10 protein-coding genes are annotated in these 13,299 nt (G+C 38.6%); all 10 read right to left on the bottom strand.

From position 1 onward, the window contains the following. Positions 1-12: 12 nt before the first annotated feature. Entirely contained in the window at positions 13-1,215 is a 1,203-nt protein-coding gene (coaBC, locus tag BV60_RS0120070) for a bifunctional phosphopantothenoylcysteine decarboxylase/phosphopantothenate--cysteine ligase CoaBC (RefSeq protein WP_029324639.1), read from the bottom strand. Next, positions 1,151-2,047, bottom strand: coding sequence for a type III pantothenate kinase (locus tag BV60_RS0120065; RefSeq protein ID WP_029324637.1), 897 nt, complete (start codon positions 2,045-2,047; stop codon positions 1,151-1,153). The genes coaBC and BV60_RS0120065 overlap by 65 nt, the downstream gene beginning before the upstream one ends. A 112-nt stretch (positions 2,048-2,159) precedes the next feature. Beyond that, the gene (locus tag BV60_RS0120060) at positions 2,160-2,810 is read right to left on the bottom strand and encodes an ECF transporter S component (RefSeq protein WP_051656932.1); all 651 of its coding nucleotides are present in this window, start codon (positions 2,808-2,810) and stop codon (positions 2,160-2,162) included. Between the two features lie 97 nt (positions 2,811-2,907). Beyond that, the gene (locus BV60_RS0120055) at positions 2,908-3,780 is read right to left on the bottom strand and encodes a helix-turn-helix transcriptional regulator (RefSeq protein WP_029324634.1); all 873 of its coding nucleotides are present in this window, start codon (positions 3,778-3,780) and stop codon (positions 2,908-2,910) included. A gap of 446 nt (positions 3,781-4,226) precedes the next feature. Further along, positions 4,227-5,644 (bottom strand): IS3 family transposase gene (locus tag BV60_RS22880; RefSeq protein WP_242841039.1). Its coding sequence is split into 2 segments (ribosomal slippage): positions 4,227-5,161 and positions 5,161-5,644, totalling 1,419 coding nucleotides; the frame shifts between segments, so codons are not numbered across the junction. 153 nt (positions 5,645-5,797) lie between these two features. Further along, positions 5,798-6,826, bottom strand: coding sequence for an SDR family oxidoreductase (locus BV60_RS0120040; RefSeq protein ID WP_029324628.1), 1,029 nt, complete (start codon positions 6,824-6,826; stop codon positions 5,798-5,800). Positions 6,827-6,892: 66 nt separating this feature from the next. Further along, on the bottom strand, positions 6,893-8,446 hold the full coding sequence (locus BV60_RS0120035) for a sodium/proline symporter (RefSeq protein WP_029324627.1): 1,554 nt from the start codon (positions 8,444-8,446) through the stop codon (positions 6,893-6,895). Positions 8,447-8,548: 102 nt separating this feature from the next. Further along, positions 8,549-10,360, bottom strand: a complete 1,812-nt coding sequence (locus BV60_RS0120030; protein WP_029324625.1) for a carboxylesterase/lipase family protein — start codon at positions 10,358-10,360, stop codon at positions 8,549-8,551. Between the two features lie 21 nt (positions 10,361-10,381). Next, positions 10,382-11,263 (bottom strand): cation transporter, encoded by an 882-nt coding sequence (locus BV60_RS0120025; RefSeq protein WP_029324623.1) that lies wholly within the window; start codon positions 11,261-11,263, stop codon positions 10,382-10,384. Positions 11,264-11,421: 158 nt separating this feature from the next. After that, the gene (locus BV60_RS0120020) at positions 11,422-13,260 is read right to left on the bottom strand and encodes an alpha-amylase family protein (RefSeq protein ID WP_029324621.1); all 1,839 of its coding nucleotides are present in this window, start codon (positions 13,258-13,260) and stop codon (positions 11,422-11,424) included. Positions 13,261-13,299: the final 39 nt, after the last annotated feature.

The following is a 13,299-nucleotide window of genomic DNA, read 5'->3' as shown; positions in this document are numbered from 1 at the left end:
ATTTCCTCTTTCTTATTTTTCTCGTATCTTTTTTAGTGCATCAAGAATGCGGTTTGCTGCATTGTCTTTGCTCATAAGCTCAAGTTCAGCTTCACTATCTCTGGAAATAATCGTAATAACATTTGTATCTACACCAAATCCAGCTCCTGCCACCTTAAGATTATTAGCACAAATCATATCAAGATTCTTCTTATGAAGTTTTTTTCTGGAATTCTCCATCATGTTCTCTGTTTCCATTGAGAACCCGCATAAAATCTGATTTTCTTTCTTATGTTCGCCAAGCCACTTCAGAATATCCTGCGTACGCTTTAGTGAAATTGAAAGATCTTTATCATCCTCAGACTTTTTTATCTTATTGTCTGAAATCGATTCGGGAGTATAGTCAGCAACTGCAGCTGCTTTAATAATAATATCCTGTTCACCTGCTCTTTTCGTAACTTCATCAAACATATCCTGAGCAGATGTCACAGGTACAGTAGTAACATACGATGGTGTCGGAACATCTGTTGGCCCGATAACCAGCGTAACATCTGCACCTCTGTTCGCAGCAGCCCTTGCGAGTGCAATTCCCATTTTCCCCGTAGAATGATTTGTTATGTATCTTACCGGATCAATGGCTTCCCTTGTCGGACCAGCCGTTACAAGAACTCGCATACCCTCCATATCTTTTGGAGCTGCAATCTCATGAATTATTGCTTCCACAATTCCAGCCGGTTCTTCCATCCGTCCTTTTCCGACAGTTCCGCAGGCAAGGTATCCTTCATCCGGCTCAATTATAATATGTCCAAAATCCTTAAGGGTTTGAAGGTTGCGCTGTGTAATCGGATTTTCATACATATGTGTATTCATCGCAGGTGCTATTATTTTTTTACATGTGCATGCCAATGCTGTTGTAGTCAGCATGTCATCTGCTATTCCTGCAGCCAGTTTAGCTATACAGTTAGCAGTAGCAGGTGCGATTACAAGGATATCTGCTTTATCGGCTAGTGCTATATGCTCCACTTCCCATGGATGTTTTCTGTCAAAAGTATCCGTAACACATTTATTATGCGTCAACGCCTCAAATGTTAGAGGCGTTATAAACTCCATAGCATTTGCAGTCATTATAACATCGACATTTGCGTGTTGCTTTATGAGCTTAGAAGCAAGATCAGCCGACTTGTAAGCTGCGATCCCTCCTGTAACTCCTAATAGTATATTTTTCCCTTGTAGCATATTTTACTCCCATTTCATCACAGTTTGAATTGAGCCAATATATAGCATTCAAGCCTTTAAGAAGTAGTTGTTTCTCATAGTATACATCCATTTCCATCCAGGGAATTACATATTCTCCCAATCCGCCTGTTATCACAAGTTCCATTTCATCAAAGTGATATTTGCTTGCTACACGTTTTGCGACCCCTTGTATCATCATTGCGGTTCCTGCAACAGCTCCACTCATCATATTTGAGACCGTATCAGTACCTAGAATTTCTGTTACTTCTCCTGCTGACAATTGAGGAAGCTGTGCTGTTCTCTGCGCCTCTGCATCAAGGCATAGCTGTATCCCCGGAGATATCATCCCACCTGCGAGTTGTCCATTTTCATCTGCCACGGTAATCGTAGTACAGGTGCCAAGATCACAGACCATAACAGGTCTATCGGGGAAAAGAGCCTTAGCAGCAGAAAGGTCTACAATTCGATCTGCCCCTATCCTTCCTTCGTCATATTTAGAAACATCTATTTGTGTATGAAGTAAGGAGCTCATCATAAGAGGCTTTTTCCCGGTAATCTCTTCCATCGCCCTAAGAGTAACTACATTAATCTCCGGAACTACAGATGAAAGGATTGAGCCTTCAAAAGGATAATCCACAAAAGTATTATGACATTTTTCGAAGCTTTTTTCATGTATGTAATTCTTTAAAAGACCGGAAAGAGCCTTGATCAGCTCTTTTTCGGTATAATCACGCATTGTCCCGATTTTTCCTGTAAATTCCAGTTCAGTGCCATTAAAAATACCAACCGCTATGCTTGAATTACCTATATCAACAGCCATTATTCTGCTCATAATGCACCTCATCTATAAACGCACGTTTTATCTGACTTATACCTGTCTATTGTCAGCAGTGTTACCGGGTCATGCTTCACATTTTTGTATTGTACCCGGCTATCATATATGGTTATGCCCTGCGAAGAACTTTTGCAAGCACAACGCCTACTGTACCGCCAAGTATGCAGCCGATTACTGCTTCGACTACTGCCTGAACACCAACCATTGCTATGACAAACGCAAACGGATTTGTTGCATTATAATTGCTGACAAGGCTCTGAACATAGTCTGTATTGTAAAAAAACAGGCAGAGTGATGTCATAAAAAATACTGTGTTAAAAAGTGGCATAAGCGCACCCGTTATATAATATGATGCTGTTTTAAGCTTTCCTCTGTGAATGAGTTTATAGATACCACCAACAAAGGCAGCATCAAGTAATCTTGCAATTACTGCTGTGAAAAAAACGCCGACAGGGCTGATTGTAAATAGAGTTGAAAGTAATCCACTTGCACCTGTAAGAGCTGAAACAAAGCTGTTAATCCCAAATACAATACCACAGATTATACCTGCAGCAGGGCCTATAAGCATTGTAGAAAGTGCAACGGGAACAGTGACAATAGAGATTTTCAAAAATGGTGTAGGGATTGTACCAAGAATAGTATTTCCCATGATAAGTGTAACTGCTATCATAAGAGCAGTTTCTACCATATAACGTGTTTCGCGGCTAAGTCCAACTGACTTCTCATTAGTCTTGCGGCCAACCATAGATGTTTTTCCCATATTAATTTCTCCTATTTTGAAAAAAAAGCTACCGTTTCAGGTTATTCCGAATACAGTGCAACTGTAATATATCAGCTTAATTAAGATAATGCAACAACTATATATTTCCATGGATTGATGCAAACTGCTCATCACTGTTTTTCTCCATTTCAAGCTTTATTGATTTTCTGTATTCTCTCGGAGACATATGGATTTTTTCAACAAAAACCCTGTTAAAAGTTCTCTGGCTCTCAAATCCTGCATTTTCATATACCTCAGTTATGGTTTGATTTGAATATCTCAGAAGACTTAATGCATAATTTAATCTTGTCTCGTTAAGATACTTATTGAAATTAGTATGAAAAGTACCGGAAAAAACTCTCGATATAGCAAACGGACTGACATACAGGTCTTTTGCCATACTTGAAAGGGAAATAGGTCCTGTAAAATTTCTGGCTATATATGACACTGTTCTATATATAAGGTCAACATTTTCTTTTTCATTTCGTTCAACAAGTTTAAGAAATGGAAGAGTTCTTATCAGAATCAGACTTATAAATGATTGATATAATATCTTGTTTGATACGTCACCCCCTACCGATTTTTCTTTGCTATCGGAAATCTCTTCATATAATGCATCCAATGCATATTTAATATCTTTATGAAGATTATTACTTTCAATCACAGGATAAACAGGAACTTTTGTCATTAGTGTATCAGCAAAGGAGCCTGCGTAAGCGGGCGATGCAATAAGGTGCATGGCTGTTCCCTTGTCAGCATCAAAAACCTGAACATGCTGTATCTGCCCAGGGAATATTACTGACAGATCTCCTTTTTCCATATGATATAACTCTTGTCCAACACCTATTTCCATGGATCCTTCAGATATGTAAATTAACTCAATAAATCCGTGAAGATGTGGTGGAGTGTGTTCAATGTTTTTCTTATATATTTCAATATCATCTTCAAAAGGCTCAAATACCGGCTTCATTATTGTTCTCCGATTATAAAACTATATTTTTTGTAGATTTTTAGATTTAGTATATCTAAAAAAATCATTTTTGCAAGATTTGGCTACTTTAATCCATGTTATGGCACGTATTTTATTATACTTCGGTTTATTATACTCGCATAACAAGTAAGATAAAGAGCAATTGGCATATGAATAATGCCCGAAAGGAAGTAAAACATTATGAAGATTTCTGCATTATGCAAAAAAGTATGGAAAGATTACGTTAACTATTTTGGCAAGTATTACATGTATATGTATCGCTTATAATAAATCTCTCGCTATAATCAATTCTTTAATAAACTCAACTAAGCTCGAAAGCACATCAATAAGTGCTCTGTACAAAATAAAAAAGGCATCCACTATTTGAGGTGACCCCAAAAAGTCAGACTTTTTAAGCGTAGCAGTTTTTGGCTGCTACGCTTTTTTTATGCAGCCAAGAGGGTGAGTCTATACTGAACTGGACTCATCCAGCCTAGTCTCTCTTTGATTCGTTGTTCGTTGTAATACTTTATATATCGTTCTATTTCAGATTTCAGTTCTTCATAACTATAATAAACTACTCCATAGTAGATTTTTTGTTTTAGCAAACCAAAGAAATTTTCCATTACTGAGTTATCAAGACAACACCCCTTTCTTGACATACTCTGAAAGATTCGTGCTTCTTTAAGACGATTTGTGTAAGCTTTCATCTGATAAGCCCATCCTTGATCTGAGTGAAATGTTCTGCGATAAGGACAATCTGATGTGATTTCTATCGCCTGTTCGAGTGCATCCATTACATTCTTGGCAGATGGATGCTTATCTATCCCAAAACTAAGTATTTCGCCATTACACATATCCATAAAGGGATCAAGATAAAGTTTATGCATTGTCATATGACCTTTTGGATCAATTTCATAATACTTAAACTCAGTAGTATCTGTTGTGATTTTTTGGTGAGGTATATGTGTTTTAAATCGCCTGCGGATTCTGTTGGGCGCTACAGTTCCAACTCTTCCTTTGTAGGAGCTATACTTTCGGCTCTTACGGGTAAATGAAGTAACCTGAAGGCCCAATTTCTGCATAATACGTTGAACCTTTTTCTTGTTTACCATATACCCCTGATTACGAAGCGCTCCAAGCATTCTGCGATATCCATAATCCTTGTTGTCTTCACGAATGGTAAGAATCATTTCCTCAAGTTTTTTGTCTGGATTCTCTCTATCAAATCTCTTTTGCCAATACATAAAGGTTGCTTTAGGCATACCGGTATACGAGAGAAGGTCTTTTAATTTGAACTGTCTTCGGAGGCTGTTGATGACTCGCGCCGTTCTCTCATTTTTGCTTCGTCCTCTAAACGCAATCTCCTCAGTTCTTTTAAAAATGCATTTTCTAATCGAAGTCTTAATAATTCATCTTCTAACTCTTTGACGTGTTCAACCGATGTATCCATATTTACCGGATCTTCGGCAGGGGTATGTGATCTGCTTTGTTTGCCCAAAGTTGTTTTACAACCTCGCTTTCGTGGTCTAAGTGCATCAGGCCCCGCTATTCGAAACTCATTAACCCATCTGCCAATCAATGCATTGTTGTTGATTCCGAGTGATAGAGCCAGTTCCTGATATGATAATTCACTTGATAAATATGACTCTACCACACTTAGCTTAAACTCAAAAGTATACTGATCAGTCTTACGAGAACGCCTTAACCCAGCATCTCCTAATTCCTTATAGTAATGCACCCAGTTTAACACTTGGCGCCTGTTCTTAACCCCATACTTTTCAGCCAGATAGGTATAACCACCTTCGCCATGCAAATATGCATCTACAACTTTTTTCTTAAACTCAAAACTGTATTTAGACATAAAAATACCGACCTCCAATCGTTAGATTATTGGTCTAACTTTTGGGGGTCGGTACAATTTGTCCAACTGTGGATGTCTTTTATGTATTTTAGGAGTTTTGTTGTCATGTATATTGTGCTCTGCAATATAAAAAACGGTCATCCGGCCCCCTGATCAAATATTGGCCTTTGCATTCTCCAGTGAAGAAATCACTTTATCGCAAAAAATGTCAAATTCCGGATCTTCTTTCTGACATTCAGAATGAGAAAGAATATAATCAACAGCAATACGCACGCCTTGATCAAATCTTACTGTCGTAGTCATCTCAGGAACCAGTCTCTTTAATTTGCTATTATCAAAAACAACAGAAACTGCTTTATCTCCCATTAGGCTTCCAATAAAGTCATAATCATATTTTTCCCCTACAGCACCTAAAAATTCTGAAGAGACATGATATGCCTTAAGTTCTACCCCAAGTGCATCCGCAGCTGTCTGATATATCTGGTCCCAGGTAAGGACCTCATCACCGGTAATCTGGAATGCCTCTCCGTAGGCATGTCTGTTTCCCATGAGTCCGGTATATCCTATGGCAAAATCCCTATTAAACGTAAGATGCCAAAGTGAAGAACCATCACCATGAATAATAACCGGTTTTCCTTCCATCATTCGCTTAAGAACCTGGTAGGAACCATTTTTACCATGCACACCTACCGGAACATTTCTCTCATCATAAGTATGACTGGGGCGCACTATTGTTACCGGAAAACCTTCTGTACGGTATTTTTCCATAAGATATTCTTCACATGCTATCTTATTTCTGGAATACTCCCAATAGGGATTTGCCAGTGATGTACCTTCTGTTATAACATAATTGGCTGCGGGTTTATTATATGCAGATGCTGAGCTTGTAAAAATATACTGCTTCGTTCTACCCTTAAAAAGACGTACATCGCGCTCAACCTGCGATACACAAAAGCCAATAAACTCGCACACGCAGTCAAAAGTGATATCTCCAAGTTTTTCAAAAACCTCTTCTTCATTATTTATATCCGCAATAATCTGTTTTACACTCTTCGGAAGTACATCAGTCCGATTACCGCGATTGAGAACAAAAACCTCCCAATCAAGCTCATTAACAAGTCTTTTTACTATTGAAGCACTTATAGTTCCTGTTCCACCTATAAATAATGCCCGTTTCTTCATTCAGAAATCCCTCCATGCTATAAGCTGACTCAACACTAGAATGTGCGCAATATTATTTTACACTTTTTATGACATTTTTGAAACATGTTCAAACTCATCAATTATTTCCTGATCCGGAGCTTTAGTTAAAAGGCTTACAATAACAATAACTATTATTGCTACAAGAAATGCAGGTGCAAGTTCATATAGATTCCATACACCACCTATCGGTCGTACCAGGTATTTCCATATAAATACCATCAATCCGCCTGAAATCATTCCAGCCATTATTCCATACTTATTTGTGCGATTCCAGTAAAGAGACATTATCATTGCCGGTCCGAATACTGCACCAAATCCTGCCCATGCAAAGGATACGATTCCGAAAACCGAGCTGTTTGGATTCCATGCAATCACAACACCAAATATCGCAACTACTATAAGTGTAATTCGGGCTGTGAGCATTGCAGCTCTCTCATTAAGGTTAATACCAAAGGTTTCCTGGATTATATTCTCAGAAACCGCTGATGAAGCTGCAATCAACTGAGAATCTGCGGTTGACATTGTTGATGCCAGAATACCGGCTATTACAACACCTGCAATAAGTGCAAAAATGAAATTGTGCTCACTAATCTGCTGTGCCAATACTACAATAAGTGTCTCTGCCTTGGATGAACTACCGATATTTTCAGGATCAAGTAAAGATTCCAGCGCAGACGCTTCTGTCATTGCTCTTCCGACTACTCCAAGAAAAACAGCTATGCAGAGGGAGAAAACAACCCATATAGATGCAATTCTTCTAGAAAGTTTAAGGTCTGAAGCTTTTCGCGCAGCCATAAATCTTAACAGAATATGTGGCATTCCGAAATATCCGAGTCCCCAGCAAAACATTGTTATCTTATTGAAAAATCCGTAAGAATCTCCTGCTCCTGTCGCATTATTGTGAGTCGCACTAAGTGCAAGAAATCCCGAAAGACTTTTAGCATTGTCAATCACAGCTGTCATTCCTCCAGCTGATACGATTCCGTAGCCTACTACAAAAAAGAGTGCAACTGTCATTACTATAGACTGGATAAAGTCCGTTTTTGAAGCCGCCAGAAATCCTCCGGTTGTTGTGTATCCGATTATAATAACCGCGGAAACAATCATCGCAAGCTGGTAGTTAACACCAAAAAGTGATGAAAACAGTTTTCCACAGGCAGAAAATCCCGATGCCGTATAAGGTATAAAGAATACTAGAATAAATATTGCTCCGAGGCAAAGAATAACATTGCTGTTATCACGGAATCTTTTTTTGAAATAATCCGGAATGGTGATAGCATTAAGTCTCTCCGTGTAATTTCTTAATCTTCTGGCAGTTAATAACCAGTTCAGGTATGTTCCCACAATCAAACCTATAGCGGTCCAGCCTGCATCTGCAATACCTGAAAAATATGCAAGTCCCGGCAATCCCATGAGCAAATATGAGCTCATATCCGATGCCTCTGCACTCATAGCTGTCACAAATGGACCAAGTTTTCTACCTCCAAGGTAAAAATCACTGACATCATTGGTGTCTTTGGAACTTACAAATCCCACCAGCAACATCATTGCCAGATAAACAAGAATTGAAATAATAATACCTATCTGCGAAGTTGTCATTTTTCCTCCCCTTTTTTCATACAAATTAGATTTTCACTTTATGATTTTACCACATTAAAGGGATAAAGGGAACAAACTTCACATAGATAGAAAAACCTAAATTTACCTAAAATCCTCCTGATATTTATCAATCAGTTTATTAAGTTCATGATATGGATTATCAATAAGCTTTATTTCTTCGTTAAGTTCAAGAAGCTTATCCTCATTGGAATTCCACATCGGCCACTCCGGAAGGTCAACTTCTATGCCATTCGGATCACCATACTTTGCAAAATTAGTCCAATATTTCTGCATTAACTCTGAAAGTGCATAATCTTTTTCATCATAGAGGCCGGGAAAATAATCCAAATTACCGTATGCATAGATCATTTCACCTGCATGATGATTGCTTAGATGGTTATTTGTTTTGGTAAAGAAATACTGATAAACAGGTTTGTCCTGAGCCTCTATGTATCTGCTCCAGACATTATGACTGTAAGAAAACCACGCATCGCTGTATACAAAAGCCATACTGCCCTTTGCATCTCCACCAGCGTCAACAATAAATGTCTGATCTCTTATAATACTTCCGGGCGCTATAAGATTAACTGCTTCTTCAGCATATGGTCCAAGAACCTCTTCAAGTTCTTCTTCATAATTGTCGCTATTAACCTTTCTGCTCATGATAAATGCATCAGCTTCTTTTAAATTAGAACCATTTAGCAGCGCCTGCTCATGATTTTCACCTTTTTCATATGTCAAAAAAGGCTGTTCCTTGATTGCGTAGCCATCTATGCACATACTGTCATTTGCTGAATTGGTCTTTATGAGCTTCTCTGCATCGATTTTACGCAAATCTTCTACTGATTTTGCAGAGAACTCATTCATGATCTCTTTACCCACATCAAGGGCCTCCTCCATTTCTCTGAAGGTATGATATGGTTTAACGGCATTTATACTGCTACTTTCAGCTATTGCTCTCACAAAAAGTCCCTCTGAAAGAGGTGACACACAAATTGCATTAACAGATGAAGAACCTGCTGATTCACCTGCAATCGTTATATTTCCGGGATCTCCGCCAAAAACTTCAATATTGTTATGAACCCATTTAAGAGCTGCTATCTGATCAAGAAGTCCATAATCTCCCGTTGTATTATTCGGTGATTCAGCCGCAAGCTCATCATTTGCCATGTAGCCAAAAATCCCCAAACGATAACCGAAATTTACAAATATGACACCTTTTCTCGCAAAGCTTTCTCCACGATATTTTGTATAAAATGAACTACCGGTTGTCAGTGATCCACCATGGATAAAAAAAACTACCGGCAGTGGTTCTCCATTGTAATCTGCAGGACGATATATATTCAGATACAAACAATCCTCGCTCATAGCTTCTTTAAATTGGTCATTCCATGAAAAACTGTAATCATGCGTACCAAGAATATCTGACAGTGAAGAATACAAAACGGAAGATGTCGGTTGCATAGCTTTGGGAGCATAAGTATCACAATTTCTGATTCCATCCCATTTATCCGGTTCGGATGGTTCTCTCCATCTCAAATCACCTACAGGGGCTTTTGCATATGGTATTCCCGCATATATCTCAACTGTATGTTCTTTATCATAAACACCGGTGATATCCCCTTGCTCTACATGAACAATTGAAGTCACTTCAGGATTTCTATGGGAAACTGCAGGTATCTGTCTGTAAGGTGGTTCAGTGAGTTTATAATTTATAGCAAGTCCTGCAAGCAGAATAACAAACATTATAAATGTTTTAATTCCACTCCATTTCTCCTGTTTTTTTAAAATATGCCTTACCAAATAAGCTCCAACGAATAAAGCAATCCCAACAGCCCAGCCTATAAGCTGATTTTTTGAAAGCTCAAGCAGAACAATATAAATTGCTGCTATCACTATAAAAAGTATTCCCATAATTCAATACCCTTCAATACATCATTTATTTATTATAATATTTACTTTGCAATTTCCAATTTCACGTTCTATTCCATTCGCTATATTGTTAGCCGATGCTCTTATTTCCTTATAACTCTTATCTTCATCAAACAACAATTCCAGATCAACATTCATAAACCTGCCATTTTGTCTGCTTCTGACTGCAATAAGCTGTTCATAATCTTCATAATACATTGAAAGTACTTTCAATAGTTTAAGCTGTGTTTCTTCATCCAGAGTCATGTCAATCAGTTCATAAATAGCATCCTTAAGATGATGAAAGCATTCCACAAAGATGGGCACTACAAAAACCAGACATAGTATTGGGGAAAAATATTTTATCCAACTACTTTCTCTGAAAACATAGCTAAAAATCAGTGCCAGCGATGCAACTACATCAAAAACAAACTCCTTTTTTGCACCAACATAGGCTGAATGAAACATTCTGCTATGGACACTTTCTACCAAATTCTTCTGCTTTGTAAGCAAGAAGCTGTCAATAATAAGGCCAATCACTTTGAATGCCAGAGCTGCAAGAATGAAATGTTCCCCATTTCCCTGCCTGATCAGTTCTCTTACAGAAAAAATCACAATACAAAAAAGTCCTGCAATATCGAAGGTTTCACAGCACAAAGCAGCTATTGCCTCAATTTTCCCGGTACCATAGTTAAATTGGTATTTCAGGTTTTTTTCCAGCTTACCGGAAAGGATGAGCAGAACTATACCGGGAATAATAATGCTGGCGCTTTCCACAAATTCCATCCAGATTATCATATAACCACTTGCAAGTGCAGCAAGAAATGAAGTAATAAAGTCCGGCATACGCCATAGCACAAACAATAAAGCCAGTTTTCGCTCCTCTGTATATCCTTTTTTATCCATGCTGATACCTTTCTCAAAATATCACTCGAAATCGTATTCCGCTCCGTTATGTTTTATCTCACATCAGCACACGTTTAAATTGGTTGCAATTTAGTAGCATCAAAAAAAATGAACCATATATCTGTCTCTGCGTCAACATATTTCGAATTACCAAAATATCAATAGCAAAGCCAGATAAAATCATGAGCAGGAACCAAAATATCCTTAGCCTCGCATTTTTTTCCTGTAATTAGGTTTTTATAATTCCCCTCTTCATTAATCCATGCCATTTCTTCATAGTCGCCAAAGTTAAACAGCGCAATAAGTTTTTCTCCATTGTAATATCTGCCAATTCCAAGTACATGGTCATTCCAGGTTTCTACAATCCAGGTATCTGCCGCACTGTCAAATACACGATGTTTAGCCCTGATAGAAGCCAGTTTCCTGATGCCATCAAATATCTGTTTCTGCCTTGTTCCCTTTTTTCTGCGTTGCTTTGCGCTATCCCAATCGAAATTGCCTCTGTGTAAGTATCTGCTATCTGACCATTTGATAGGATTCTCATGGTATGTATAGTCATTTAGCTGACCGATTTCATCACCACTGTAAAGAACCGGGATACCACTTTGCGTGAATAAAAAGGCATGCAGCATAATATCCAGCTTAATTGCCCAGGAAAGCTTCCTCTCATCCATCTCATACTCCGCAGCCTCGATTCCGCAGAGTGATGCTGTAGTCCCGCAAAGTCTCGCATCTCCAAGCTTTGGATCATCATTGTACAGTTCTCCTCTGTGGGACGATCCCGGCAGAGCACCTCTCAACGTATCATTCAGAAAACGCTTGTGAGATACCTGTTCCACACTAAATCTTCTTAAAAATTCATAATCAAGTCCCCAGCCTATATCATCATGACATCTGAGGTAATTAAGGAATATATATTGCTTGGGAAGAGAGAAAAGTATTCCCAATTGATGTTTTAAAAGTCTTACATCCTTCGTAGCAACAGTATGCCATGTACTCGCCATAGTTGTAACGTTATAAAGCATGTGACATTCCGGTTTTTCGACAGTCCCAAAATACGGAACCACCTTGGAGGGTTCCATAACTACCTCGCCTAATAAGAGAGTTCCCGGACATACTATTTGAGCTGCAATTCTCATTATTCTGACAAGTGTATGAACTTGTGGCAGATTTCTGCAACTCGTACCAAGAGTTTTCCAAATATAGGGAACTGCATCAAGACGAATGATGTCAACGCCCTGATTACACAAAAACAGCATATTTGCAGTCATATCATTGAAAACTGTTGGATTTCTGTAATTCAAATCCCACTGATATGGATAAAAAGTAGTCATAACTACTTTTCCCGCTTCGTTGCACCAAATGAAATTTCCCGGTGCGGTCTGTGGAAATACCTGAGGCACTGTCTCCTCATAATCATTTGGTTCATTCCAATCATCATAGAAGAAATATCTATCCTGAAATTCCTTCTCTCCTCTTCTGGCACGTCTGGCCCACTCGTGATCTTCACTTGTATGATTCATGACAAAGTCAAGGCAAAGACTCATATCCCTGCTATGAAGATCCTGTGCCAGTTCATAGAGGTCATCCATTGTACCTAATTCCGGTTGAACCTTTCTGAAATCCGCTACGGCATAGCCACCGTCACTCCTATCCTTCGGACTCTCCAGAAGCGGCATAAGGTGAATGTAATTTACGCCTACGGATTGCACATAATCCAGATGGCTCCTTACACCCTGAAGAGTTCCTCCGAAACAGCCTGTATACATGAGCATTCCGAGCATATTACAGCCTGTAAACCATCCCGGATTCTCTTCCTTTTTCTTATCCCATTCTTTCAGACTGTCATCTCTTGTATCATAAAAGTGCCTTAGCATTGATACAAAATATCCAAAGGCCTGTTCATCACCATGATACAACTCTCCATACAACCATTTAAGCTCGTCATAGTAATTTGAAAGTCTTTTATCAAATATTGATTCCTTTTTCTTAGCCATATTTCCCTCATCCGTCAGTTTTGCTGACTTTTTTCATTA

It is taken from the genome of Butyrivibrio sp. AE3004 (assembly GCF_000703165.1).
Taxonomy (GTDB): domain Bacteria; phylum Bacillota; class Clostridia; order Lachnospirales; family Lachnospiraceae; genus Butyrivibrio.
Note: the sequence above shows the minus strand (reverse complement) of the source record. Positions and strands in the feature narration are given on the sequence as shown.

What these genes read in the sequence shown, in the direction of transcription:
- coaBC (WP_029324639.1), bottom strand. Translation starts at nt 1,215, where the DNA reads ATGCTACAAGGGAAAAATATACTATTAGGAGTTACAGGAGGGATCGCA.
- BV60_RS0120065 (WP_029324637.1), bottom strand. Translation starts at nt 2,047, where the DNA reads ATGAGCAGAATAATGGCTGTTGATATAGGTAATTCAAGCATAGCGGTT.
- BV60_RS0120060 (WP_051656932.1), bottom strand. Translation starts at nt 2,810, where the DNA reads ATGGGAAAAACATCTATGGTTGGCCGCAAGACTAATGAGAAGTCAGTT.
- BV60_RS0120055 (WP_029324634.1), bottom strand. Translation starts at nt 3,780, where the DNA reads ATGAAGCCGGTATTTGAGCCTTTTGAAGATGATATTGAAATATATAAG.
- BV60_RS0120040 (WP_029324628.1), bottom strand. Translation starts at nt 6,826, where the DNA reads ATGAAGAAACGGGCATTATTTATAGGTGGAACAGGAACTATAAGTGCT.
- BV60_RS0120035 (WP_029324627.1), bottom strand. Translation starts at nt 8,446, where the DNA reads ATGACAACTTCGCAGATAGGTATTATTATTTCAATTCTTGTTTATCTG.
- BV60_RS0120030 (WP_029324625.1), bottom strand. Translation starts at nt 10,360, where the DNA reads ATGGGAATACTTTTTATAGTGATAGCAGCAATTTATATTGTTCTGCTT.
- BV60_RS0120025 (WP_029324623.1), bottom strand. Translation starts at nt 11,263, where the DNA reads ATGGATAAAAAAGGATATACAGAGGAGCGAAAACTGGCTTTATTGTTT.
- BV60_RS0120020 (WP_029324621.1), bottom strand. Translation starts at nt 13,260, where the DNA reads ATGGCTAAGAAAAAGGAATCAATATTTGATAAAAGACTTTCAAATTAC.